This is a genomic window from Mycobacterium persicum (genome assembly GCF_002086675.1).
Lineage (GTDB): Bacteria > Actinomycetota > Actinomycetes > Mycobacteriales > Mycobacteriaceae > Mycobacterium > Mycobacterium persicum.
In genome coordinates, this window is the sequence record NZ_MVIF01000082.1 from 1 (window position 1) to 25846 (window position 25846).

Sequence of the window (25846 nt, forward strand, 5' to 3'; positions counted from 1 at the left end):
TGCGCCAGCCCGCCCCAGGCCGTCGCGGCCGCCAACAGCGGTTCCGCGCCCGCCCCGGTGAATATGAGAGCCGAATTGATCTCCGGTGGCAGTACCGAAAAGTTCATCGCCCAGCCTCCTCATCCAGCAGCCGCCAACGACAGCCCACGACCGCCCGGCAGCCGGCGAGCCCGGTGACGAAGAAGTCGTCCAACTACCCTGACCAACGGAAACATGCAGGTCAACGGCATGGCGACAAGTTGAAATGGGTCGGTGGGGGCCCCGGCCGGGGGCCGTCTCAGCACGAGAACGGGACCTGCACCAATGGTGAGAAAAGGTGTTACCTTTGTCTCAACCTTAGAAAATTTGCCCATGCTCTCGATGCTCTCGATGCTCTCGACGTTCTCGACGAAAGGACGCGATACCACGTGCCCGTCGACGATTGGCTCCTCGGAGCGGACCGCCGCGAAGCCGCCGCCGAGCGGATCTACGAGGCCGCAACCGACCTCATCGCCCGCGACGGACTCAATGCGCTGGATATCGACAAGCTGGCCACCCGCGTTCATTGTTCCCGAGCGACCATCTACCGCTACGTCGGTGGAAAAACCGAGATCCGTAACGCCGTCGTCCGGCGCACCGCGCACCGCATTGTGGACTCGGTGCGCACGGCCGTCGAGCCGCTGAGCGGGGTGGAACGCCTCGTCACCGCAATCATGTTGACCATCAAGCAAATCCGCTCGGACCCGCTGTGCCAGCTCATGGTCGGTTCGATTCGCGGCGGCACTCGTCAGGTGGCCTGGCTCGCCGAGTCGCCGCTTACCGCCCAGTTTGCTACCGACCTTGCCGGCCTCGCCGGCGGTGATCAGCAAGCCGCCAAATGGGTGGTACGCGTCGTGCTGTCGTTGGTCTATTGGCCGGGCGAAGACGAGGAGGCCGAGCACCTGCTAGTGCAGAACTTCGTTGCCCCGGCATTTGCCCAACACAACTGAGGATCGCCTATTCGTCACCGAAGTCTTGGTGGAGTTCGGCCAGGAATCCCGCGAGATGATTCATCTCCTGTGCACAGTGCACCAGTAGGTTGCGAGCGGTGGCTGCCGGGTTGCCGAGCACCCGTGCCGCGATGGGCCGCACCGCCTTCGACGCCACACCCGGGGCCTTGCGAACTTCGATGTGCGGGCCGCCCATCCAGAACCGCGAACGCATCTCCGAGCCGCCCGGCGTCGACCGAATCTGGTGGACGAACCATCCGACGTCCACCGGAGCGTCACCCGAGCCCAGCCGGGCACAGATCGCCACCGCATCGTCGGAATCTGGCGGCAGGCCCAGGGCCGAGGGTGCGACGAATTGGATTGCGGCATTGAGCATTGCCGAACCGATGTACTCGCTGATCATCGACCAGCGGCCGAGGTAGCGCTGACTGCCTTGACGGCCCGCGTCGTCACCATCCTTCCAGGCGGCCGACAGGTGCGCTCGCGGATGCCACAGCTTGTACCGCCGGGCGTCGCACCCATGCCAGCCGAACCACCAGACCCACATCGCCGGGGTGACTCCGGGCATATCGGTGCGGACCGAGACCTGGAAGCTGCCGTCCTCGAGAATTCCGTAACCGTTCTCGGTCTGGTGATAGCCCTCGTCGGCAACGGTTGCGGCGTCCTCGAATGCCAACAACGCCATTCCGCCTTGCGGGCCATGCTGTAGCGCCTCGACGACATGCGTTGGCAGGGCCGCCATTTCGGGTTTGAAGAACTTGGCGAACGGCGTTTTGGCGTCGTCGTTGCGATAGCCCAGGTAGAGATCGCCGGTCATCAGATTCGTCCCATCCAACTGTTGAACAGGCCGTCGGGATCGTAGGTCGACCGTACCTGGTCCAGTCGCGCCATGGCCGCATCGGTGGCAAACCGAGCCGGCCGCTGGCCGAGGTTTTCGTCCGCGAGCTGAATGCCGGTGGCCAGGTGCGACATCGCCGCCATGTTGGACCGCGCCCAGTCGTCGTACCTGTCGTCGTCGGCCGGGTCCTTCCAGGAGCCGTAGAGCGCCAGGTAGATCTCGTCTTCAATGCTGTAGGCCATGTCCTGGCGGGCCGGGGACGGCCCCCAGTTCAGCCACAGGAAGTGCGACGGGTGCGGTGGCAGCGTGTCGAGGATGGTGCGGATGCCCGGTAACAGTTCGTCGGCCGACGCCGAGGTCCACATGTTGTCCGCGGTGTACCGGTGGTCGCCCAGGTAGTGGGTCATCACCACGTCGTACCAGGTGGGCAAATCCGTTGGCATATAGGGGTTTTTCACCAGCGCCCGATCGATGACCGGGCAGCTGTCGAATACCGCGAGGGCGGCTTTGGCTTCTTCTTCGGAATCGGCGAACGCCGGCGAGGCCATCACGATGGCCGGGATGTCGAGACCCATCTCGGGGACGCTGCGGGTGGCCAGGATCTGCATCTCGACGCGGCGATCCACGTCGGCGCTGACGTTGCGGGCCCAGGTGTAGATCTCGTCGGCCACGTCGAACGGGTACACATACACGCTGGTGCCGCAGACGGCCGGGCGGGGATAGAGCTTGAGGTAAAACGACGTGACGACCCCGAAAAAGCCCGGGCCGGCGCCGCGGGCGGCCCAGTACAGATCGGGGTGATTGTCTGCGTCGCAATGGATCTGCTCGCCGTCGGCGGTGATGACGTCGAGTCCGATGACACTTTCGCAGGCGGGGCCGAAAATCCGGCTGTTCCAGCCGTACCCGCCTTGCAGCAGGTAGCCGCCGAGACAGACGCCTTTACAGTGGCCGCCGGGGAAAAACAGGTTCTGGGCCTGCAATTCGGCCATGAGCAGGCTGCCGCCCTTGCCCGGGCCGGCGACGGCCGTCATGTTTTCGCCATCGATCCGCGCGTGGTCGAGACGGCTGACGTCAAGGAGAACGGCGCCGTCGCGCAGATGGCTGGCCGCGAAGCTATGCCCGCCCGAGACGATGCTGACCTTGTGGCCGTTGGCCCTGGCGTAGCGCAGGCCCGCGATGATGTCGTCGGCATCGACAGCCTGCACAATCACCTCGGGATAACGTTCGGGCACTCGTTGATGCCACACCGAGCCACGGCGTGCGGCCTCGTAACCGTCATCGCCGCGGAAAAAGTGTCGCCCGCCAGGAAGTGCGCTCACCAGATCTCCTCTGATCCACATTTCGGTTCTTTAAAGTTCACGATGCGGACCACTATAGTGGAATTGTGCCGCGAACGGAACGAAATGCCCGGACGAATCGCGACGAGGGTATCCAGGTGTTGCGCCGAGCGGCAGCCGCATTGGACGAAATCGCCGCCGATCCGGGCCAGTTGCGTCTGGTCGACCTCAGCGAGCGCTTACAGCTGGCCAAGTCGACCACTCGCCGCCTGCTGGTCGGTCTCGTCGAAGTCGGCTTGGCCAGCGTCGACGACCGTGGCCACTTTTCCCTCGGTGAACGCCTGCTGGGCTTCGGCAACGCCACCGGAGCCCATATCGCGGCAGTATTCCGCCCGACCATCGAGCGAGTGGCAACCGCCACCGGCGGCGAGACCGTCGACCTGTCAATTCTGCGCGGCCAGAAGATGTGGTTCATCGACCAAATCGAGTCGTCACACCGGCTCCGCGCCGTCTCGGCAATCGGCGTCCGATTCCCGCTGAACGGGACCGCCAACGGAAAGGCGGCGCTCGCCGCACTTGACGAGACCGCCGCAGCGGCCGCCCTCGCCAGCTTCACCCCCGAAGTCGCCGCGGCACTCCGTCGTGAAATCGCTGAAATCCGAAGCACCGGAATTGCTTTCGATCGCGACGAGCACACCCCGGGGATTTCGGCGGCCGCCATCGCCGGACGAGCGTTGGGCGACAACGTGATCGCGATCTCGGTGCCCACGCCGACTGAGCGCTTCGTGGAAAAAGAAGACCGCATCGTTTCAGCTTTGCGCAGTGCGGCCGACTCGCCCGCCTGGACACGCTGAGCAACGCCGAGCGCAATGCGACGTTGACGGCCCAACGGAATAGCAGCTTGTTTTTCTCGAAGCTGAGACAGCGACGGCGGTCAATGCCGCCGGCCCCGCAGGTCTGAGCCTCGCGGTGAGACAACCCGACGGGGCATCGGGCAATGCCCGTTTCAATTGTCGTTCAATTGTCGCCGCGTCGTTGACGCCCGGTGTGTCCACCGACCACTCTGGTGAAGGTCCCTGCTGAGCCATGCCGCGGATGAATTCTCGGTCGATCGGCCCGAGTGCATACCACGTAGAAAGGACGCGCAATGACACCCGTGTGCAGTGTTCGCCGTGCCGCCGGGGCCGTCGCCCAGAGCGGGCGATGGATCACCGGATGAGTTCCGCCGGACTCCGGACATGCTCCATCGATGCCAGCACCTTCTTCGGTGCCGAATGCCTGCAAGATCCCTACCCTCTGTACGAGCGCATGCATGCCGCCGGAACGGTCCATCGCATCGCTGACTCCTCGTTCTATGCCGTATGCGGTTGGGATGCCGTGCACGACGCCGTCAGCCGCCCCGAGGACTTCTCTTCGAACCTGACGGCCGCGATGACCTACACGACCGACGGCACCGTCAAGCCGTTCGAGATGGACGCGCTCGGCGGGCCGACCCATGTGCTGGCCACCGCCGACGATCCTGCCCACGCACTGCATCGCAAGCTGTTGGTGCGCCACTTGGCGGCCAAGCGAATCCGCGCCATCGAGCAGTTTACCGCCCAGACCGCAAGCAGGCTCTGGGTCGACGGGCTGCGCGACGGCCGGATCGAATGGATGGGTGCGATGGCCAACCGGCTGCCGATGATGGTCGTGGCCCAACTCATCGGCGTGCCCGACGCGGACACGACCCAGCTGGTGAAGTGGGGCTACGCGGCCACGCAACTGCTCGAGGGGTTGGTCAGTCACGAGCAACTCGCCGCCGCGGGCATCGCCGTGATGGAGCTCAGCGGCTACATCTCCGAGCAATTCAGCCGGGCGGCGGCCGGTCCGCAGGCCAATTTGCTGGGGGAGCTTGCCGCCGCCTGCGCATCAGGCGAAATCGACACGCTCACCGCCCAAGTCATGATGGTCACCCTGTTCGCCGCCGGGGGAGAGTCGACCGCCTCGCTGCTGGGCAGTGCGACCTGGATACTGGCAACCCGTCCGGACATCCAGCGGCAGGTGCGCGACAACCCGGACCGGCTCGGAGCCTTTATCGAGGAGACGCTGCGCTACGAGGCGCCTTTTCGGGGTCACTACCGGCACGTGCGACACGACACCAGCCTCGCCGGGATGGACCTGCCGGCTGATTCGCACCTGCTGCTGTTGTGGGGCGCGGCCAACCGCGACCCGGCTCAGTTCGAAACGCCAGGTGAATTCCGCCTTGACCGCGGACGAGGCAAGGGCCACATCAGTTTCGGGAAGGGCGCGCACTTCTGCGTCGGCGCAGCGCTGGCACGCCTGGAGGCCCAGATCGTTGTGCGCCAGCTGCTCGAACGAACGTCGGTGATCGAGGCCGCCGATGTCGGGCAGTGGTTGCCGAGCATCCTGGTGCGCCGCCTCGAGCGTCTCGAATTGACCGTGCGGTAACTCGTCAGGCTGCCGTCCTGCCGATGGCGCCGTCATTCTAGGAAAGCGGTTGGTAACCTGGCTATTTCAGAAGCTCTTCTTAGTCGAAACCCATCGGCGAATGGCCTCCGCCGGTCACGATGAAAGCCTCAACCGCCGTGGCCTGCTCGAAGCCTTCCACCTCCACCCGCCACTCGTAGAGTCCCGGTTCCAACGGAATTCCCGGCGGGATGTTGAGGGCAAGCGGCATCCGGACCGAAGTGCCATGAATCGCCCCGGGCATCCGGCCTGCCTCGGCGGCGGCTTCGAACAGCATGGGCTGCGGGCCTTGTGGCCCGGTCACTACCACCGGATCTCCATCGGTGGTCAGCAGTTGGCACGTCAACTTGTGCTGTTGGTTGGTCTCATCCCAGTCGATGTCCAGAAAAAGCACCAAAGCGAAAGGAGGAGTGGGTGTTTGGCATTGCCGCCAGCCCAGCCCGAGGGCGTGGACCTTACCCGACTGGGGGTCGGCCTGCGCTGCGTCCGCCAGTAAAAGGCTGACCTTCATGAGGCCGCCGGCATTGCGATCGGCAATCGGGATGTCACCGTGAGAACGCGTCCTGTGCTGCCGTCAAGAGACCCACGAGATCCTGTCCTTGTCCGTCGTTATGCCGGGGCTGGTGGGCACCGTCAGGATGGCGCCTGCAGAGATACCATCGCTGACAGAATCCTATGCGACCTGACCCGGCATGCTGCCGACCAGCGTGTGTCGCACCATGTTACTTACCGGGGTTACTTACCGGGGGGCAGCTGACGCGGACCATCGGGGGAACTCAGCTCGGCCGGTCGCTCCCGCCCGACCAGCCCACGCCGGTTCGCACGTCCGGTCGATCCCATCGGCAACCCGGCCAGATCTTCCGGAGATTGCTCCAACGGCTGGTATCGCTCGCTGCGGCTCAGCCCCTCGTAGTTTCCGTCGTAGCTGCCGGTATCGGCCTCGCCACGTGACGATTCGATCCGGTTCACGCCGGCTGGGGCCTCCGCGACGGGGGATTGAGGCGCCGGCTCACGTCTGCTGTTGGAGCTGTTGGAGCTGTCGGAGCTGTCGGAACTTTCGGAGTTGACGGTGACCTTGCGGGTGCGCTTGAACGAAAACGCGATTTCTTCGACCTCTTCGAACACCTGCCGTGCGGTGCGCAGCGGCTGAGCGGTGTTGTCGATCACCCGCGCCACGAACGGGGGCATCAACGGCCGAATCCATCGCGCCGCCGCCTTGGTGGCGTCCGGAATCGACGGAATCAGCGGGCCGCCGCGCTCGGTCTCATCGGCTGCCACCGTGCCGCTCGAGTCGACCTGCGCCGGAAGCTGTTCCGGTGTTTGAGCGAGGCGATCCGCTGTTCCAGCCGGCAATTGGGCGACGGCGCGGCTGGCGGCCTCTGCTTCGGCCGCGATAGGCAGATACATGTCTTCCTCTACTTCCTCGACTGGCTCGACTGCTTCAAAAGGACGCTGCGACGACGCCCGCACCGGAAGCTCCAGCGCTTCGATGACACGACGGCGTTGCTGTTCGCGGTCGATTTCGGCCTGTGCCTCGATCGCCAGGCGGGTCTGGGTCAGTTGATGCTCGGCCCACATAATTTCGGCAGCGCGGCGAACTTCGGCGCGTTTGATCGCGATGGCGGTCTCGGCCTCGAGTTCGGCGCGGTCCCGCTCGGCGCGCGCGGCCGCGTGGCGGTCATGTGTCGTCTCACCACGCCATAGCCGCAGGATCAGCGGCAGCAGATACACCAGCGCGAAGAACGCGATCAGCAGCGCCCGCAGCACCAACGCGCCTGCGCTGGCGAGGGTTACCCCGTTCATCGCTTCCCAGCGAGTGCCCAGCCCGCGGCCCGCGTCGGCGACCACCGCGTGGCGAGCCGTGTTGAGGGCCTCCTGGTCCTCCCGCACCCTGGCGTCGAGTTCGGGTGCCTGACGGTCGCGGGCCGCCAACGCATTGTCCAATTCGCGCTGCGCATCGGCGAGAAGCTCGTTGGCCGTTCGCGTTTCGGGTCCTTGACCGGGAACGCCCGTGATCCTGGTCTGCGGGCAACCCGGTGTGGGGTGGTATTCGCAGCGCGCCACCACCAGAGCCGTGTCCAGATGCCCCCGGGCCTGTTCGACCCCGTTGTCGAGCGCGGCCCGCGCGGCACGGGACTGTTGCAGCGACGCCGACGCCTGTGCGACAGCGGGCACCGAGTCCGCGTTGCGCAGGGCCCGTTCGTCGAGGCGCTGGTCGACGGCGCCAGAAAACGCAACCAGCGCGGCGAGCTCGCCGACCACGACACCGACGGCGAGCGCGACCCCGACGCGTCCCGCGATGCCGGAACGGCCCCGGCCTGGTCCGCCAGCGGTACCGCGGACCACCGCGCCGACCAGCAGGGCGAACACGAGGGTGACGGCAACGACGGCCCAGGTGGGCGAGCCCGTCGATTCGCTCACCGCCAAGCTCGCCACCAGCCAGGCCAGCCCGGATCCGAAGGCCACCACGGCGCCGGCAACGGCGTGGGTTGACCGCTCGTGACGCTCACCGAGTTCACCCCAGTGTCCGCCGCCGAGCCAGGTCAGCAGTCCCTCGATCCGGGTTGCGACCGAGCGCTGATCAGGATTTTCGTGGGCGCACATGAGACTCCAAACACCTCCAGGTACTTCCAGCGTGGCAGGCCGCCGCCCGACTTATCGAATCGAAGCGGCCGCTTGTGGCGTTGTTCACAACGCGCAGCAGATGTCGCAGATCACACTGCGGCGGTGGGGGACTGGACCGCTGGTCCATCCGACGTCGAATGACGTCAAATTTTCGCGCGACGCGAACCGATCAGCGACCGTTACGGCAGTTGACGTGAGACGGTGTAAGCCTATGCAACATCACGATTACCTCACCTACGAAGACTTCGGCCGCAGATTCTTCGAGGTTGCCGTCACACCGGAGCGGGTGGCGGCATCATTCGCCGAAATTGCCGGCAGCGAATTCGACATGGAACCGATCGCCCAAGGCCCCGGAGGGATCGCCAAGGTCAGCGCGCATGTCAAGATCAACGAGCCGCGTGTGACCCGAAAGCTCGGTGACCTCATCACGTTTGTGATCCACATCCCGCTGTCGATCGACCTGCTACTGGACCTCCGGCTCGACAAGCAACGGTTCAAGGTGGCCGGAGATATCGCGCTGCGCGCCACCGCACGTGCTGCCGAGCCGCTGCTGCTGATCGTCGACGTCGCCAAACCGCGTCCCTCCGATATCACCGTCAACGTGTCGTCCAAATCGATTCGCGGGGAGGTGCTGCGCATTCTGGCCGGCGTTGACGGCGAGATCCGACGGTTCATCGCCCAGTACGTCGCTGAGGAGATCGATTCACCGCAATCGCAGGCCGCCCAGGTCATCGATGTGGCCGCTCAGTTGGATACCGCCTGGAAAGGAATTTAGCCGCAAGCCGGCGAGGGTAACGGTTGGCTTGCGACTGCTTCTGCGGCAATGGGATTGGGCCGGCGATCGGCCGGATTCGTCGGCGCGGACGGCGGCCCGGCGGATTGTCGGGGTTTATCGGAGTCTATCGGCGTTTATCGGCCCGCGGCGCCTGGGTATGTAACCCCGAACGCATGGCCCGGCTACGGCCGGTCTGGAGCCCGGGGGCCGCCGAACCAGGGAGCGGGTTAACACATGGCGCACGTAGAGGTGTCAACGTCATCCAACGTCGATCCGGAGTCTGCCTGGAAAATTGCCTCCGACCTGCACCGATTCGACGAATGGATGACAATTTTTGGAGGGTGGCGCGGGGAGGTGCCGTCGACGATCGACGAGGGCGTCCGCGTCTCGTCACTGATCAAGGTGAAGGGTTTCCGCAACGTCGTTCACTGGACCGTCACCGAGTATGACGAGCCGACCTCGATTCAACTGCATGGCTGCGGTCGGGGCGGAATCCGGATCGCTGTCACGGTGACCGTGGCCGCCAACCATCCCGGGTCGGATTTCCATCTGACGGCTGACCTGAAAGGCGGTCTGCTCGGCGGGCCGGTTGGGCGTCTCGTCGCCAGAGTTCTGCGCCGCGAGATTCAGAACTCGGTGGACAACCTCGCGGCTTTGCAGTAGCCGGTACTGCTACCGCTCCGGCCGCTCCGGCTGGCCGAACGGGCGCTGCCGTTCGGCTTCGCGAATTCGCCTGCGCTCCATGGCAAGCCAAGCCAGACCGGCGCCGAACGAGAGCAGTCCGCCGATGGCGGCCGCGAGGCCAAGTCCTACCTGTCCGAGTGCGAAATTGGCAAGGGACACCACGAAAGCCAGTACGGCACCGACGACGACAACCAGACCGGGCGCATGCTGGGCATCGTTGACGCGTTCCGCCGAGTCGCGGGCATATGGACGTCGGTGGATGGCATGGCGCGAGATGCTCCCCATGAACGCCTCCTGCACTGTGCGGTCTCCGGGCCGGCAAACCGACGGGATCGGTCAGCAACTTCGGAATTACCCGAAATGCCGCATGGCCAAACGACATCGCTTGCCGTGGGGTGCAAGCGCATGTACGCGGAGCCAGCGGCGCTCACGCCGGCGGAGGTTGGTCGCGCGGCAGCAATCGGCGTACCGGCCGGCTTTCAATGGCGTTGATCGTCAAGGCGCGACTGCTGATTCGCCAGCCCGATTCGGTGAGCTGGTACTCGTCGTCGTACCGCAGATGCCAGACCACGTCGACCAGGTCATTGCCGCGCCGGCTCCAATGGTGCGCGATGCAGGTGATACGCCCTCGCGCGACACCCGGCCCTGATGCCTGCTCATAGACCTCCCCGACGATCGCGTGTTCGGTGCGCATGGTTTGGGCGACGGCCGCTATGGCGGTGGCGATGGCCGTTTGGCCCCGGTGCGAATGGACCGGTGTCAGTGTGGCGGGCGGGTCGGGTGTCGTCAGCTCGGCTGCCGCAGTGAAAAGGCGGGCCGCAGCGTCGAATTCGCGGTCATCGACGCGGGCCGCATACCGGTGCACCAGATCGCTGAGCGCCAGCAGATCGGCCGGCGCAAGACACTCAGGAGGGGGCATCAGGCCTCAAGAGACCTCAAGAAGCCAATCCCAGACGCTGAGCGCACCCCGACACGATGTCTTTGGCCTGCTCGATATCGGTGGTCGACGGCATGCCCAGCACGATCCGGTGGGCGCCCTCATCGACCAGGCGGGCCGCGCGTTCGCTGTCGATCTTGGTCACCAGGTGGCCCAACGAGACCTCCAGAGACGCCGGATCACGGCCGGCCGAGGACGCCTCCGCACGCATCGCCGCGATCAGTGCGGCGAGCTGCGGCCCGGCCACGCCGAGCGGCTGGAAGCCATCGCCGAAGCGCCCGGCCCGGCGCGCGGCCGCCCTGCTGTGGCCGCCGATGTGAATCGGAAGCCTCCCAACCGGTTTGGGGTAGCACATGACGTTGTCGAAGCTGAAGAATTCGCCGTGGTGAGAAGCGCCGTGCGGTTGGTCGGCCCACAGTGTCCGCAGCACCGCCAACTGTTCGTCGGCCCTGCGGCCCCGGCTGTCGAACCGCGTCCCGCAGGCCTCGAGCTCTTCTTTGAGCCATCCCACTCCCACGCACAGCCGCAGCCTGCCGCCGGAGAGGGCATCGATCGTCGCAGCGCGTTTGGCCAGCACCACGGGGTGGTGGTTGGGCAGCACCAAGACTCCGGTGGCCAAACCGAGCCGCGTTGTCCGACCGGCCAGAAACGCGAGCAGATCGAGCGGATCGGGAATCGGGCAGCCCGCGGCCAGCCCTACCCGTCCAGAACGGTCATACGGGTACACGCTGTCGTACCTGGTGACCAGGACGGTGTGCTCGGCGACGATGATCGATTCGAAGTTGCAGGCCTCGAGGTGCAGCGCGAAGGCGGTCATCCAGTCCGGATCCGCGGTGACGCCGTCGGCAACCGGGGCGACCACCGCCACCGAGGGCGTGGCCGTCATCGGCGCGCCCGGCGAGGATCGGTGGCATCAGCCGCGGGGAGCACCTGGGCTTTCGCCGCACGACGGCCGTTGACGCACCTCAGGGATGTCACGACATCCGACGCTAACAGGACGATGCTCAGGTGACCGCGGGAGACGTCACGGCTCGCATCACGTCGGCCAAGGTCGCTGCCCTGTTGTCCGTGAAGATGTCCTCGAGCAGCAGCTGCTTGCCGTCGGGACCGGTCAGTGGAACCCGCCAGTTGGGGTACTCGTCGGTGGTGCCTGGCTGGTTTTGCGTCCGCCGGTCGCCGACTGCGTCGGTCAATGCCACTCCCAGCAGGCGTGACGGTGTTCGACCGAGGTATCGATAGAGGGCCAACAGGGTCTGCTGCGGGTCGGGTTCGGCCCCGTCCGCCAGCAGGTCGACCTGTCGCAATTCCGCGATCCAGGCGTCCTGATCGGCCCGATGTGCCTCGAGTTCGGCTTCCGCCGGCCGGGTCAGCAAACCGAGAGACTCGCGCAGCCGCACGTGGTCGCCGGCCAGATACCCCGCCGTCGGCGGCAGGTCGTGAGTGGTGACCGACGACAAGCAGTACTCGCGCCAGCGCTCGGCCGGAAGCGGACCGCCATTTCCGTCCCGATCCAGCTCGAACCAGAGAATGGAGGTGCCCAGCAGGCCGCGCAAGAATAGATAGTCACGCACCCACGGTTCGACGGTGCCGAGATCCTCCCCGACGACCACGGCTTCGGCCCGATGCGCTTCCAGCGCCACGATGCCGATCATCGCCTCGTGGTCGTATCGCACATACGTGCCATGAGTCGGCGCCGCGCCCGCTGGGATCCACCACAGCCGGAACAGCCCGATGATGTGGTCGATCCGGACTCCGCCCGCGTGCCGCAGCACAGCCCGGATGAGAGCGCGAAACGGTCGATACTCCTGCTCATCGAGCCGGTCGGGTCGCCACGGCGGCTGAGACCAGTCCTGGCCGAGCTGATTGAACTCATCCGGTGGCGCGCCGGCGGTCACGCCCGACGCCAGCACGTCCTGCAGGGCCCATGCGTCGGCCCCGTCGGGGTGGACGCCGACCGCGAGGTCATGCATGATGCCCAACGACATTCCGGCCCGGGTGGCCTCGGACTGCGCCGCGGCAAGCTGTTCGTCGAGCTGCCATTGCAGCCACCGGTGGAAATCGACCGCGTCGGCGTGTTTGTCCACGAAACCGGCAACACCGGGGGCATCGGGATGCCGCAACGACTTCGGCCATCGATGCCAGTCACCGCCGTATTTTTCGGCGAGTGCGCACCAGGTGGCGAAGTCGTCCAGGGCGCGGCCCTCCCGGGCCCGGAACGCGGCGTAAGCCAGCTCACGCCCTGCCGATCGAGGCACTCGGTGGATCAGCTCGAGAGCCTTGCGCTTGGCCCGCCACGCGCTGTCCCGGTCGATGGTGTCGCGCCGGTCCGCCCGGTGCTGCGCGTCGGTGCGCAGCTGCCGGACTCGGCTGCGTTTGGCCAGCTCGCCGAACTCCGCAATAGCCTCCACACGCAGGTAGAGCGGGTTGAAGTAGCGCCGCGAGGTCGGCAGGTACGGCGACGGCTCCATGGGTGTTGTCGGTGCCGCCGCGTGCAGCGGGTTGACCAGGACATAGTCGGCGCCGTGCCGGTAGGCCGACCACAGCGCCAGGTCCGCCAGGTCGGTGAGATCGCCGATACCCCACGACCGTCGGGACCGCACGCTGTAGAGCTGGGTGGCCAGGCCCCAGGCTCGACGGTTGCCGAGCCTTTCCGGTAGCCCGACCCAGTCCGGCGTGACGATGAGCGCGGTGCTGGTCTCGTCGTCCCCGGAGCGCAGTTGCACGCGGTGATACCCGAGCGGTAGGTCGGTGGGCAACACGAAGCTCGCTTCGCCGATCCAGCGTCCGTCCAGGACGAACGGCGGGGTGAAGTTGTCGATCTGCTGCACCCCGCCGCGTACCGTGCCGTCCTCGAGGCGCAACCACACGTCGGCGGGGGCGCCGTGAGTCACGTGCACCCAGAACCGCGTCGGCGCGCCGGCGCGAGCGACGATGGTGGCCGGCAGCGGACGGGCCCAGTACGACCGGAGTTGCTCGGCCAGTGCGGTGTTGCGCTCCTCCTCGGTGCGGGCGGCAATGCCGAACGCGGCCAGCACGGCCACCAGCGTTTCCGCGGAGACGCGCACGTCGTGGCCGGTCCAGTCCTGGTATTCGGTGGCGATGCCGAGTGCACGGGCAAGTTCGACCAGCGACGGCGCGAGCTCAGTCATGGCGCCCATCTTGCGTGCAACATCGCTGCGCGCGGACGGCGGGGCGGTCTGGCTTGTCCGGTTCGCCGTGGGCCCACCGCACCGCGCGTTTACTTCCCAGCTCAGAGACGTTAAACCGGCCGCAACATTTCCGCGCGCCGAGACGGCGATCGGTCGCTACGATGCAATGAAGACATGACGAATCCTTGGGGGATCTAGTGCGGTAAGGGCCGTATGGCGCCGTCCTTTCGGGTGCCCTACGGTTATCGATGTCGTCAGCATTTCTCCACATATTTCGGCCAATATCCAGGCGTTCTGAACAGACCGGAAGGTGATCTAGCGTGGCTGAAGAGAGCCGCGGGCAGCGGGGGTCGGGGTACGGCCTCGGATTGTCCACGCGGACCCAGGTGACGGGTTATCAGTTCCTGGCGCGCCGAACCGCGATGGCATTGACCCGCTGGCGGGTGCGCATGGAGATCGAACCCGGCCGGCGGCAGACGCTGGCGGTGGTGGCATCGGTGTCTGCGGCCCTGGTGATCTGCCTGGGCGCGTTGCTGTGGTCGTTCATCAGTCCGTCGGGCCAGCTGAACGAGTCGCCGATCATCGCCGACCGGGATTCGGGCGCGCTCTTCGTCCGGGTAGGGGACCGGTTGTATCCCGCGCTGAACTTGGCGTCGGCACGGCTGATCACCGGGCGGCCGGACAACCCGCATTTGGTGAAGGGAAGCCAGATCGCCAACCAACCGCACGGGCCGCTGGTGGGCATCCCGGGTGCGCCGAACCAGTTCTACCCGAAGAGTCCGCCGTCGTCGTCGTGGCTGGTGTGTGACACCGTGTCCACTTCGTCGAGCCTCGGGTCGTCGCAAGGGGTCTCCGTCACCGTCATTGACGGCACTCCCGATCTCAGCAGCCACCGGCGGGTGTTGAAGGGTTCCGACGCCGTGGTGCTCAGCTATGGCGGAGACGCGTGGGTGATCCGCGAGGGGCGCCGGTCCCGCATCGACGCCACGAACCGGTCGGTGCTGCTGCCGCTGGGGTTGACGCCGGAACAGGTCAGTCAGGCCCGACCGATGAGCCATGCGCTCTATGACGCGCTGCCGGTGGGGCCCGAGCTGCTGGTGCCCGAAGTGCCCAACGCGGGTGCGCCGGCGACTTTCCCCGGCGCTCCCGGTCCGGTGGGCACGGTGCTCGTCACGCCGCAAATCAGTGGGCCGCAACAGTATTCGCTGGTCTTGGCCGACGGTGTGCAGACCCTGCCGCCCTTGGTGGCGCAGATCATGCAGAATGCCGGGCGGCCGGGAAACACCAAGCCGGTGACAGTGGAACCCTCGGCGTTGGCCAAGATGCCCGTCGTCAACAGGATTGATCTGTCCGCCTACCCGGATGAACCGCTCAATGTGCTGGACATCCGGGAAAATCCGTCGACGTGCTGGTGGTGGGAACGGACCAGGGGTGAGAACCGGGCCCGCGTCAAGGTGATCTCCGGGCCTACCATCCCGGTCGCGACCCACGACATGCACAAGGTGGTTGACCTGGTGAAGGCCGACATGAGCGGCCGTGAAGCCGACCACGTCTATTTCGGACCCGACTACGCCAACTTCGTCGCCGTCACCGGCAACAACCCGGCCGCTCAGACCACCGAATCGCTGTGGTGGCTCACCGACGCGGGCGCGCGGTTCGGGGTGGAGGACAGCAAGGAAGCCCGCGAGGCGTTGGGTCTGAGCCTGGCCCCGAGCATGGCCCCGTGGGTGGCGCTGCGGCTGCTGCCGCAGGGCCCCACGCTGTCTAGAGCCGATGCGCTGGTCGAACACGACACCCTACCCATGGACATGACCCCCGCAGAATTGGTGGTGCCCAAGTGAAACGTGGTTTTGCCCGGCCGACGGCGGAAAAGCCGCCGGTGATCAAGCCGGAGAACATCGTCCTGCCGACGCCGCTGAGCATTCCGCCGCCGGAGGGCAAGCCCTGGTGGCTGATCGTGGTGGGCGTCGTCGTGATCGGATTGCTGGGCGGCATGGTCGCGATGACGTTCGCCAGCGGTTCACGCGTGTTCGGCGGCGCCGGCGCCATCTTCCCGATCTTCATGGTCGGCGGGATGATGATGATGATGTTCGGCGGCCGGTTCGGCGGCCAGCAGCAGATGAGCCGTCCCAAACTGGACGCGATGCGTGCTCAGTTCATGTTGATGCTGGACATGCTGCGCGAGACGGCCCAGGAGTCGGCCGACAGCATGGACTCCAACTACCGGTGGTTCCACCCGGCGCCCACCACACTGGCGGCAGCGGTGGGATCACCCCGGATGTGGGAGCGCAAACCCGACGGTAAGGATCTCAACTTCGGCGTGGTGCGCGTCGGCGTGGGAATGACGCGGCCTGAGGTGACCTGGGGTGAGCCGCAGAACATGCCGACCGATATCGAGCTCGAGCCGGTGACCGGTAAGGCACTTCAGGAGTTCGGACGCTATCAAAGCGTCGTCTACAACCTGCCGAAGATGGTCTCGCTGCTGGTCGAGCCGTGGTATGCGCTCGTCGGGACCCGTGAGCAGGTGCTGGGGTTGATGCGGGCGATCATCTGCCAGCTGACGTTCTCCCACGGGCCGGACCATGTTCAGTTGATCGTGGTCAGTTCCGATCTGGACGAGTGGGACTGGGTGAAGTGGCTTCCGCACTTCGGTGACTCACGCCGTCACGATGCGGCCGGCAATGCGCGGATGGTCTACAGCTCGGTTCGTGAGTTCGCCGCCGAGCAAGCCGAATTGTTCGCCGGCCGCGGGTCGTTCACGCCCCGGCACGCCAGCTCGTCGGCGCAGACGCCGACACCGCACACCGTGATCATCGCCGACGTCGACGACCCACAGTGGGAGTACGTCATCAGCGCCGAAGGCGTGGACGGGGTGACGTTTTTCGACCTGACCGGCTCTTCGATGTGGACCGAGGTCCCGGAGCGCAAGCTGGAATTCGACGAGAAAGGTGTGATCGAGGCGCTGCCGCGCGACCGCGACACCTGGATGGTGATCGACGACAAGGCCTGGTTCTTCGCGCTGAGCGATCAGATGAGCATCGCGGAGGCCGAAGAGTTCTCCCAGAAGTTGGCGCAGTGGCGGCTCGCCGAGGCCTACGAGGAGATCGGTCAGCGGGTGGCCCACATCGGTGCCCGAGACATCTTGTCCTACTACGGAATTGACGACCCGGGCAGCATCGACTTCGACTCGCTGTGGGGCAACCGCACCGATACGATGGGCCGGTCGCGATTGCGGGCGCCGTTCGGTAACCGCTCCGACAACGGCGAACTGCTGTTCTTGGACATGAAGTCGCTGGACGAAGGTGGTGACGGCCCGCACGGCGTCATGTCCGGGACGACGGGTTCGGGTAAGTCGACGCTGGTGCGAACCGTGATCGAGTCGCTGATGCTGAGCCATCCGCCCGAGGAACTGCAGTTCGTGTTGGCCGACCTCAAGGGTGGTTCGGCGGTCAAGCCGTTCGCCGGTGTGCCGCACGTGTCGCGCATCATCACCGACCTCGAAGAAGACCAGGCGTTGATGGAACGCTTCCTGGATGCGTTGTGGGGCGAGATCGCCCGCCGTAAGGCGGTATGCGACAGCGCCGGTGTCGACGACGCCAAGGAGTACAACTCGGTACGCCTCCGGATGCGGGCCCGCGGTCAGGATATGCCGCCGCTACCGATGCTCGTGGTGGTCATCGACGAGTTCTACGAATGGTTCCGGATCATGCCGACCGCGGTCGACGTGCTCGACTCGATCGGTCGGCAGGGTCGCGCGTATTGGATCCATTTGATGATGGCCTCGCAGACCATCGAAAGCCGGGCCGAAAAGCTCATGGAGAACATGGGTTATCGCCTGGTGCTGAAGGCGCGTACCGCCGGGGCCGCCCAGGCCGCCGGCGTGCCGAATGCGGTAAACCTGCCGGCACAGGCCGGTCTGGGTTATTTCCGCCGGAGCCTCGAGGACATCACCCGCTTCCAGGCCGAGTTCCTCTGGCGCGACTACTACGCCCCTGGCGGCACCATTGACGGTGACGAAGCGCCGGTTCTAGTGCACAACATCGACTACATCCGGCCGCAGCTATTCACCAACTCGTTCACGCCGCTGGAGGTGAGCGTGGGCGGGCCGCAAATCGAGGCGGTCGTCGCACACGCCAACGGCGAGGTGATCGAGGGCGAGGGCGCCGAGGCCGAGGAGGAAGAGGAAGGCGTGCGGACCCCCAAGGTCGGCACGGTGATCATCGATCAGCTGCGCAAGATCAAGTTCGAGCCCTACCGGTTGTGGCAGCCGCCCCTGACCGTTCCGGTAGCCATCGATGAGCTGGTCAACCGGTTCCTCGGCCACCCGTGGCAGAAGGACTACGGTTCGGCCCGGAATCTGGTGTTCCCGATCGGGATCATCGACCGGCCCTTCAAGCACGATCAGCCACCATGGACGGTCGACACCTCAGGCCCCGGTGCCAACGTCTTGATCCTGGGCGCGGGCGGTTCGGGCAAGACCACCGCTCTGCAGACGCTGATCTGCTCGGCGGCGCTGACCCATACCCCGGAGCAAGTTCAGTTCTACTGCTTGGCGTACAGCAGCACCGCGCTGACAACGGTGGCGCGCTTCCCGCATGTGGGCGAGGTCGCCGGTCCCACCGACCCCTATGGTGTGCGCCGGACCGTGGCCGAATTGCTGGCGTTGGTGCGCGAGCGCAAACGGAGCTTCCTCGAACACGGCATCGCGTCGATGGAGATGTTCCGCCGGCGCAAGTTCGGCGGAGAAGCCGGGCCGGTGCCCAACGACGGGTTCGGCGATGTGTACCTGGTGATCGACAACTACCGGGCACTGGCCGAAGAAAATGAGGTGCTGATCGAGCAGGTCAACCTGATCATCAATCAGGGCCCGTCGTTCGGGGTGCACGTGGTGGTCACCGCGGATCGCGAGTCGGAGCTGCGCCCGCCGGTGCGCAGCGGTTTCGGCTCGCGGGTCGAACTGCGATTGGCCGCGGTGGAGGACGCCAAGCTGGTGCGTTCCCGCTTCGCCAAGGACGTTCCCGTCAAGCCCGGCCGCGGCATGGTCGCGGTCAACTACGTCCGATTGGACAGCGACCCGCAGGCGGGTCTGCACACCCTGGTGGCGCGGCCGGCGCTGGGCAGCACGCCCGACAACGTCTTCGAGTGCGACAGCGTGGTCGCGGCGGTGAGCCGGTTGACCACCGCCCAAGCCCCGCCGGTGCGCCGCCTGCCGGCGCGGTTCGGCGTGGAACAGGTGCGCGAGCTGGCCGCCCGTGACACCCGTCAAGGCGTGGGTGCCGGCGGAATCGCTTGGGCGATATCGGAATTGGATCTGCAGCCGGTCTACCTCAACTTCGCCGAGAACTCGCACCTGATGGTGACCGGTCGACGCGAATGCGGGCGCACGACGACGCTGGCGACGATCATGTCCGAAATCGGCCGACTCTACGCGCCGGGCGCCAGCAGCGCGCCGCCGCCACCGCCCGGACGTCCCTCCGCGCAGGTTTGGCTGGTCGACCCGCGCCGTCAGCTGCTGACCGCGTTGGGCTCGGACTATGTGGAGAAGTTCGCCTACAACCTCGACGGCGTTGTCGCGATGATGGGTGAGCTGTCGGCGAATCTGGCGGGCCGTGAGCCGCCGCCCGGTTTGTCGGCCGAGGAGCTGTTGTCGCGGTCGTGGTGGAGCGGGCCGGAGATCTTCCTCATCGTTGACGACATCCAGCAGCTGCCGCCGGGTTTCGATTCGCCGTTGCACAAGGTTGTTCCGTTCGTCAACCGGGCTGCCGACGTCGGATTGCACGTGATCGTCACCCGTACCTTCGGCGGCTGGTCTTCGGCAGGCAGCGACCCGATGCTGCGCGCGCTGCATCAGGCCAATGCGCCACTGCTGGTGATGGACGCCGATCCCGACGAGGGCTTCATCCGCGGCAAGATGAAGGGCGGTCCGCTGCCCCGTGGCCGCGGCCTGCTGATGGCCGAGGACACCGGGGTGTTCGTTCAGGTCGCCGCCACCGAGTGGCGAAGGTAAGACCGTTCAGCGCCGTGTTGGGGCGGGCCGAGGTTCGCTGAGGTCAGCCCCAACGCAGCGGTAACGTCTTGAGCGCGAAGGATTTTGACGGAAACCGGATCTCGGGCGTGTATCCGGGCGCCAGGCCGAAATCGGGAATCCTCTTCAGCCATTCGCCGACCACCAGGGTCAGCTCCAAACGCGCCAGGTGAGAACCCAGGCAGCGGTGCGGCCCGCCACCAAATCCCCAGTGGCGGTGCACTTTTCCATCCATGACCAACTCGTCGGTGGACACCGCGTCGGTGCCGTCGCGATTTACCGCGGCCATGCACAGTCGCACCGGGGAACCCGCGGGTAGTGTCATACCCCCGACCTCGATGACCCGGGTGGTGATTCGAGGTGCCACCGGGGCCGATGGCTCTAGCCGGACGATCTCCTCGATGAATACCCGGATCTGCTTGGGATTGTCGCGGAGCATGGCGCGCAGCTCCGGCCGCCGCGCGAGTTCCAGCAGGGAAAACCCCACCGCCGCGGTCACGGTGTCCAGCCCGGCGAGGATCAGCAGGTGACTCAGCCCCAGCACCTCGATCTCGCTCAGTGGGTCATCGCCGATGAGCACCTGTGACAAGACGTCCGGGCCTGGGTTCTGTTTGCGTTCGGTGATCGCTTGTGCGAGATATTCAAACAGTTCACGCGTGACGGCCGCATCGGCCTCGGTCGGGTACGGCCGGTCCGACATGGCAATAACGGCGTCCTTCCAGGCAATCAGGCGATCACGGTCAGCCACCGGCAGACCGTAGAGCACCAAAAACAGCTGAAACGGGAACAGATTCGCGAAATCGGCCATCGCCTCACACTCACCCCGGGGGGCCAGGGCATCGATCATGGCGATAGTGTGGGTCAGCAGCGCCGGCCGCACCTTCGCCAAGGCGGCCGGGCTGAAATACGGCTGCAGGATCCTGCGGTACCGGGTGTGCTCCGGCGGATCGAAGGCGAGCGGTACCACCGGTAAGGGATTTCCCGGCGGTTGCAGCGCTTCGCGCGACGAGAAGGCCTTGGTGTTGCGAAGTGCCGCGAGCACATCTTCGCGGCGGGTCAGGTAATACCAGCCGTTCATGAACACCACTGGCCCCGCGTCGCGCAACGTCTTCCATCCGAGGCCTCGGTCGGTGGCCATCGGCAACGTCGAATACTCAAGCCGCGGTAGGTAAAACGCACCGGCATGGCTGCCTTCGGTCGTGCTCATGCGCTCCAGTCTCTCGTCATCGTTCTCGTCTACCGCGGTGGCCGACGCAGCCAAAGCCGTGCTGACACCAGAAATATCGCACGCGCGGCAAATTCTCACCAATCCGACGAATGGGCACACCTACAACCGCCGCACCCGGTGGCAGTCTCGCAGCCCGTCTCGGCCCGCTAATCTACCTATCGAGTTGCTTTGGCCCGTCCCGCGCGGACGCCTGACCGAGAAAGGAAACCCGTGAAGGTTCGTCTCGAACGGTCGAGATGTGTGGGCCACGCCCAGTGCTACGCAGTCGATCCGGAGTTGTTCCCGATCGACGAGTCGGGCTATTCGATCCTCGAGGAGCACCAGGTGCGGCCCGAGGATGCGCAGCTGACCCGTGACGGTGTGGCCGCGTGCCCGGAGATGGCACTCATTCTCGACGAGGACTGACGCACTACACGCCGCCGTTGGTGCGTTTGCGCAGGTGGCGTGCCGCCGGCCAAGCTGTGAACTTAACGGCAGCTTAACAATAGTTTGCGGGGAATGAATTGTTGGCGTCACCGGTGCCCGTCGCCGGATCGGCAATCTAATGTGTTCTCTATGAACCGGTTCCGCAACGATTTAGGTGTCAATTGACGTTGGTATCCTGAAAGGTTTTCTCAAGGCTGAGAGCAAGTCGTTGGTGACCATACATCCTGAAGTGGCCGTCGCGGTGGCCGCCGCAGATTCCAGTATCGGCCTCAACGGTGAAAGCCCGCAGCCGCGCTGGCCGGCTCCAAGAGCAAGCGAGCGGGATACCTCGCAGCAGTCCGTTGCATCGCAAGTCGGATCCGGTCAGATCCTCGGGGACCCGAACCCGTTGTCTGGCAACCGGTTTGTGGCCGCACTGGGGGATTCATCGCGCACCTGCCGCGATCGCATCGAGACTGCGATCGTGGTGGCTAAGGGGGGTTGAGTTGGACTTCGGGGCATTACCGCCGGAAATCAATTCGGGCCGTATGTATGCCGGCCCGGGATCGGGATCCATGATGGCTGCCGCCGCAGCCTGGGATGATCTGGCCGCGGAGTTAGCCGCGGCTGCGTCCGGATTCGAATCGGTGATAGCCGAACTGACCAGTTCGCCATGGGTTGGTCCGGCGTCGCTGTCGATGGTGGCGGCAGCCAGGCCCTATATCGCATGGCTGAGTGCTGCCGCTGCGCTAGCGGAGCAAGCAGGTATGCAGGCCAGGGCTGCCGCCGCGGCCTATGAGACGGCGTTTGTGATGACCGTGCCGCCGCCGGTGATTGCGGCCAACCGCGTCTTACTGACGACCCTGATCGCGACCAATTTTTTCGGGCAGAACACACCGGCGATTGCCGCTACCGAAGCGCAATACGCCGAGATGTGGGCCCAGGACGCCGCCGCCATGTACGGCTATGCCGGCGCATCGGCGACTGCTTCGGAATTGACTCCATTCGCAGATCCCGGAACCACCACCGATCCAGCGGGGTTGGCCGCTCAATCAGCGGCGGTGGCCAAGGCTGCGGCCACGCCTGCAGGCACCTCTGCGCCGGCGTTGTCGTCGGCGGATCCGGGTTTGGTGTCGACTGCGGCGGTACCTCAACTGCTGCAGCAGCTTTCGACGTCCGCGTTAGCCGGCTCGGTGAATCCCAACGATTGGTGGATTGTGCAGACGCTGGGCTCGATCAATAACGCGCAAAGAGTTTCAGTGGTTCGCACCCTGGGCTTGTCGTACTTCGCCATGGGCATTCCGCAGTTCATTGCCTCGATCGGGCAGCAGTTGACGTTCGGCAGCGGAACAACCGCGGGTTCCGGCGGCGCCTGGTACGCGACACCACAATTCGCCGGCCTGGGTACCGGGGCCGGTCGTGCTGCCGCGTCGGCAAGTCTAGCCAGCGCAAACAAGGTTGGTTCACTGTCGGTACCGCCGACTTGGGTCGGTTCCTCTGCGGAAGCAGAGCATGCCGCAGCGGGATTGGTCAGCGCCAACGTCAGCACCAACTCCCAGGGAGGAGTACAGGGTTTACTCCGTGGAATACCGCTGGGGTCGGGTGCCGCTCGGCGCGGCGGCGGCATTGGACACCGGTATGGCTTCCGCTACAGCGTCCTTACCCGCCCGCCGTCGGCCGGGTAGAGCGATGAAGCACCCGTGGTCCACCACAGTGAGTGACATGCGGCCCGACGCTGCTCGAGCGCCCGAATCGAGCCATGCCGTTAGTAGCCACGCTCCCAGACCCTATGAGCCTAAAGGTAATTGAGGAGGAGATCAGATGTCGTTGGTGACAACACAGCCAGACGCGCGGGCAGTAGCCGCTAGCACATTGGAGGGGATCGGCTCGGCGTTGAGCTCCCGGAACGCGGCTGTGGCGGCTCAGACCACCGGCGTCGTTGCGGCAGCCGTGAAGAGGTGTCGGTGCGGTTCGCGGCGCATGCCCAGATGTATCCGGTCCTGAGCTCCCAGGTTGCCGCGATGCACGAAATGTTTGCCAGCCCGTTAACGACGAGCTCGGGGTCCTATCCGGCCACCGAGGCGGCCAATGCGGCCGCGGCCGGTTAGAAAGGAATAAGGTGATGGATTTTGGTGCGTTGCCGCCGGAGGTCAATTCGGGGCGGATGTATTCGGGTCCGGGGTCGGCGCCGATGGCGGCTGCGGCGACGGCCTGGAATAGCTTGGCGGTCGAGTTGAGTTCGGCGGCTACGGGTTATGAGACGGTGATCACTCAGCTCAGTAGTGAGGAGTGGATGGGGCCGGCGTCGGCGGCGATGGCCGAGGCGGTAGCGCCGTACGTGGCGTGGACGAGTGCCGCGGCGGCTCGGGCCGAGCAGGCCGCTGCCCAGGCCAGGGCGGCCGCGGCCGCGTTCGAGACCGCGTTTGCCGCGGTCGTGCCCCCACCGCTGATTGCGGCCAATCGCGCACAATTAGCCCAGGCCATTGCGACCAATGTCTTCGGGCAGAACACGTCGGTGATTGCGGCGCTGGAAGCTCAATACGGCGAGATGTGGGCCCAAGATGCCGCGGCGATGTACAGCTACGCAGGCAACTCGGCCCATGCTGCGGCGGTGACTCCGTTCGCGTCACCCCCGCAGATCACCAGTCCTACCGCCCAGGCTGGCCAGGCCACGGCCGTCGCCGCAGCCACCGGCACCTCGGGCGGTTCGGCCCAGCAAACGCTGAATCAATTTCTTTCCGCGATACCTACCACATTGGGAGGTCTGGCAGCACCAATTACCGGACCCATCGGGACCGAGGTCAGCTTCCTGCAATCGGCGCAAGGCCCGCTGACAGGGTTGTGGCAGGTGTTGTTCGGGACAAGCACATTCCCTAACTCGATTTCGGGGTTCCTAACTGCCTATACGCCCTACGCGGGCTTCTTCTATAACACCGAGGGGTTGCCGTACTTCAGCATCGGTATGGCCAACAACTTCGTCCAGTCGGCCAAGACCTTGGGATTGATCGGCGGGTCAGCTCCGGCGGCGGCTGCCGGCGCTGCCGCCAAAGGTTTACCGGGGTTGGGCGGCTTGCTCGGTGGCGGGGGACCGGTGTCGGCGGGTTTGGGCAACGCGGCCTCGGTGGGCAAGTTGTCGGTGCCGCCGGTGTGGAGTGGACAGCTGCCGGGCGCGATGCATCCCGGAGGTGCGCCGCTGCCGGTGAGTACCATCACCGCCGCGCCCGAGGCTGGGGCGGGCAACCTGCTCGGTGGCATGCCGCTGGCCGGCGCCGGCGCCGGTGCTGCGGCGGGCGCCGGACCCCGCTACGGCTTCCGGCCCACCGTCATGGCCCGCCCGCCTTTCGCCGGCTGACAGCCAGGCTGCGCCGTGTTTCGCCGACGTCGCATCACCTACCCGGACTGCGCCAGCATGCCGGGGTCAGCAGATCTTGACGGGCGTCGACACGTAACTTTGCAAGGGTTTGGGCGGGAGTTTGCTGAGCGGACGACAAACAGCCCTTCCCGCTGTTACTGTGTCGTTACCACAGGTGAATTTGCCGTGCCAACACGTGAACACTTGCTAAATGGTGGCGTTGAAAGCAAACTGGCGCCGCGCGGTCATCTACTCTCTTGCAGTAGAGCGGTGCCGGGGACAACCGAGGGAGGAAAACAGCATGTCATTTGTGACCACACAGCCGGAAGCTCTGGCCGCGGCGGCGTCAAGCCTGCAGGGTATTGGCACCACGATGAGCGCCCAGAACGCCGCTGCGGCGGCCCCGACGACGGGGGTCGTGCCAGCGGCCGCCGACGAGGTATCGGCGTTGACCGCGGCTCAATTCGCCGCGCACGCGCAGATGTACCAAGCGGTCAGCGCCCAAGCCGCCGCTATTCACGAGATGTTCGTCAACACCTTGGCGACCAGTTCCGGTTCGTATGCGGCCACCGAGGCCGCCAACGCCGCCGCTGCGGGCTGACCCCCACGCTGGCAGTTGTGGACCGGGGGCGGGGTGCGGCTACGGACGTGAGTTCTACGGTGAGCTCTCGCCGGGGGGCCATTGTGCGAGCGTGCCACGCTGCCGAGGCTGTCCTCCGGGACGGCGCATTCATCGATTTCGATGTTGCGGTTGGGGCCCGATGTCGGTGTCGGCGTACCCCGACGCCCGGTGGGCGTCGGTTGGGGAGGGGGGATCATCCATAGTTCTCCGGTCGGCGGTTGCGTGAACGCGTAGCCGGCCGGTCATCGCACCCGCAAACAACAAACAGACGACAAATGATCTAGGCAAGATCTAGGCAAGATCTAGGCAATAAGGAGAAATTCAGGTGACTTCACGTTTTATGACCGACCCGCACGAGATGCGGGCGATGGCGGGCCGTTTCGAGACGCACGCCCAGACGGTTGAGGACGAGGCCCGCCGGATGTGGGCGTCCTCGCAGAACATCTCCGGCGCGGGCTGGAGCGGTCTGGCCGAGGCCACCTCGCTGGACACCAT

The 25846-nt window shown here is 65.7% G+C and carries 23 protein-coding genes and 1 pseudogene; 14 read left to right on the forward strand and 10 right to left on the reverse strand.

What is annotated here, in order from left to right:
- Positions 1-107, reverse strand: a 107-nt coding sequence (locus BST40_RS20860; protein WP_142276771.1) for a PPE domain-containing protein, incomplete at its 3' end; no start/stop codon positions are given.
- Positions 108-407: 300 nt separating this feature from the next.
- On the opposite strand from BST40_RS20860, the gene BST40_RS20865 reads away from it, so the two are divergent.
- Entirely contained in the window at positions 408-968 is a 561-nt protein-coding gene (locus BST40_RS20865; protein ID WP_083155343.1) for a TetR/AcrR family transcriptional regulator, read from the forward strand.
- A gap of 7 nt (positions 969-975) precedes the next feature.
- Here the strand turns inward: BST40_RS20865 and BST40_RS20870 are convergent, their stop codons facing one another.
- Positions 976-1785, reverse strand: coding sequence for a DAPG hydrolase family protein (locus tag BST40_RS20870; RefSeq protein WP_075547529.1), 810 nt, complete (start codon positions 1783-1785; stop codon positions 976-978).
- Entirely contained in the window at positions 1785-3125 is a 1341-nt protein-coding gene (locus BST40_RS20875) for an FAD-binding oxidoreductase (protein ID WP_083155357.1), read from the reverse strand. The genes BST40_RS20870 and BST40_RS20875 overlap by 1 nt, the downstream gene beginning before the upstream one ends.
- A gap of 65 nt (positions 3126-3190) precedes the next feature.
- On the opposite strand from BST40_RS20875, the gene BST40_RS20880 reads away from it, so the two are divergent.
- Together BST40_RS20880 and BST40_RS20885 are read left to right on the forward strand one after the other, a co-directional pair.
- A complete protein-coding gene (locus tag BST40_RS20880) occupies positions 3191-3937 on the forward strand; it encodes an IclR family transcriptional regulator (RefSeq protein WP_083155346.1) in 747 nt (248 codons plus the stop codon).
- Positions 3938-4298: 361 nt separating this feature from the next.
- Positions 4299-5531, forward strand: coding sequence for a cytochrome P450 (locus BST40_RS20885; RefSeq protein ID WP_083155361.1), 1233 nt, complete (start codon positions 4299-4301; stop codon positions 5529-5531).
- 79 nt (positions 5532-5610) lie between these two features.
- Here the strand turns inward: BST40_RS20885 and BST40_RS20890 are convergent, their stop codons facing one another.
- Positions 5611-6060 (reverse strand): DUF6941 family protein, encoded by a 450-nt coding sequence (locus BST40_RS20890; protein ID WP_075547531.1) that lies wholly within the window; start codon positions 6058-6060, stop codon positions 5611-5613.
- A 224-nt stretch (positions 6061-6284) separates the two neighbouring features.
- Positions 6285-8153 carry a DUF4407 domain-containing protein gene (locus BST40_RS20895; RefSeq protein ID WP_075547532.1) on the reverse strand — a complete coding sequence of 623 codons (1869 nt, stop codon included), beginning with the start codon at positions 8151-8153 and terminating at the stop codon, positions 6285-6287.
- Positions 8154-8385: 232 nt separating this feature from the next.
- Here BST40_RS20895 and BST40_RS20900 point away from each other — a divergent pair, with 232 nt between their 5' ends.
- Complete coding sequence (locus tag BST40_RS20900) at positions 8386-8949, forward strand: hypothetical protein (RefSeq protein WP_075511523.1); 564 nt, start codon at positions 8386-8388, stop codon at positions 8947-8949.
- 234 nt (positions 8950-9183) lie between these two features.
- Entirely contained in the window at positions 9184-9612 is a 429-nt protein-coding gene (locus tag BST40_RS20905; RefSeq protein ID WP_075547533.1) for a type II toxin-antitoxin system Rv0910 family toxin, read from the forward strand.
- Between the two features lie 9 nt (positions 9613-9621).
- On the opposite strand, the gene BST40_RS20910 is transcribed toward BST40_RS20905, so the two are convergent.
- The 4 genes from BST40_RS20910 to malQ form a co-directional block, all read right to left on the reverse strand.
- Positions 9622-9918 (reverse strand): hypothetical protein, encoded by a 297-nt coding sequence (locus BST40_RS20910; protein ID WP_075547546.1) that lies wholly within the window; start codon positions 9916-9918, stop codon positions 9622-9624.
- Between the two features lie 142 nt (positions 9919-10060).
- Positions 10061-10552, reverse strand: a complete 492-nt coding sequence (locus tag BST40_RS20915; RefSeq protein ID WP_075547534.1) for a nuclear transport factor 2 family protein — start codon at positions 10550-10552, stop codon at positions 10061-10063.
- 16 nt (positions 10553-10568) lie between these two features.
- Positions 10569-11456, reverse strand: coding sequence for an LLM class F420-dependent oxidoreductase (locus BST40_RS20920; RefSeq protein ID WP_075547535.1), 888 nt, complete (start codon positions 11454-11456; stop codon positions 10569-10571).
- Between the two features lie 118 nt (positions 11457-11574).
- Positions 11575-13719, reverse strand: a complete 2145-nt coding sequence (malQ, locus tag BST40_RS20925) for a 4-alpha-glucanotransferase (RefSeq protein ID WP_083155364.1) — start codon at positions 13717-13719, stop codon at positions 11575-11577.
- A 320-nt stretch (positions 13720-14039) separates the two neighbouring features.
- Here malQ and eccB point away from each other — a divergent pair, with 320 nt between their 5' ends.
- Both eccB and eccC5 read left to right on the forward strand, forming a co-directional pair.
- On the forward strand, positions 14040-15560 hold the full coding sequence (gene eccB, locus BST40_RS20930; RefSeq protein ID WP_075547536.1) for a type VII secretion protein EccB: 1521 nt from the start codon (positions 14040-14042) through the stop codon (positions 15558-15560).
- The gene (gene eccC5 / locus BST40_RS20935; protein WP_075547537.1) at positions 15557-19726 is read left to right on the forward strand and encodes a type VII secretion system ESX-5 FtsK/SpoIIIE family ATPase EccC5; all 4170 of its coding nucleotides are present in this window, start codon (positions 15557-15559) and stop codon (positions 19724-19726) included. Before eccB ends, eccC5 begins: the two co-directional genes overlap by 4 nt.
- A gap of 43 nt (positions 19727-19769) precedes the next feature.
- On the opposite strand, the gene BST40_RS20940 is transcribed toward eccC5, so the two are convergent.
- Positions 19770-20951 carry a cytochrome P450 gene (locus BST40_RS20940; protein WP_075547538.1) on the reverse strand — a complete coding sequence of 394 codons (1182 nt, stop codon included), beginning with the start codon at positions 20949-20951 and terminating at the stop codon, positions 19770-19772.
- A 231-nt stretch (positions 20952-21182) separates the two neighbouring features.
- Between BST40_RS20940 and BST40_RS20945 the strand changes: the two genes are divergently transcribed.
- From BST40_RS20945 to BST40_RS20975, 7 genes and pseudogenes are all read left to right on the forward strand, one after another.
- Complete coding sequence (locus tag BST40_RS20945; protein WP_023363981.1) at positions 21183-21377, forward strand: ferredoxin; 195 nt, start codon at positions 21183-21185, stop codon at positions 21375-21377.
- Positions 21378-21552: 175 nt separating this feature from the next.
- Entirely contained in the window at positions 21553-21882 is a 330-nt protein-coding gene (locus BST40_RS20950; RefSeq protein WP_083155350.1) for a hypothetical protein, read from the forward strand.
- A gap of 1 nt (position 21883) precedes the next feature.
- Positions 21884-23062, forward strand: a complete 1179-nt coding sequence (locus tag BST40_RS20955; protein WP_083155354.1) for a PPE family protein — start codon at positions 21884-21886, stop codon at positions 23060-23062.
- Positions 23063-23198: 136 nt separating this feature from the next.
- Positions 23199-23485: pseudogene (locus BST40_RS20960) on the forward strand (PE family protein).
- A 14-nt stretch (positions 23486-23499) separates the two neighbouring features.
- Complete coding sequence (locus BST40_RS20965) at positions 23500-24729, forward strand: PPE family protein (protein WP_075547540.1); 1230 nt, start codon at positions 23500-23502, stop codon at positions 24727-24729.
- A 301-nt stretch (positions 24730-25030) separates the two neighbouring features.
- Positions 25031-25330 (forward strand): PE family protein, encoded by a 300-nt coding sequence (locus BST40_RS20970; protein WP_023363989.1) that lies wholly within the window; start codon positions 25031-25033, stop codon positions 25328-25330.
- Between the two features lie 346 nt (positions 25331-25676).
- On the forward strand, positions 25677-25846 hold a 170-nt coding region (locus BST40_RS20975; RefSeq protein WP_208618918.1), incomplete at its 3' end, for a WXG100 family type VII secretion target.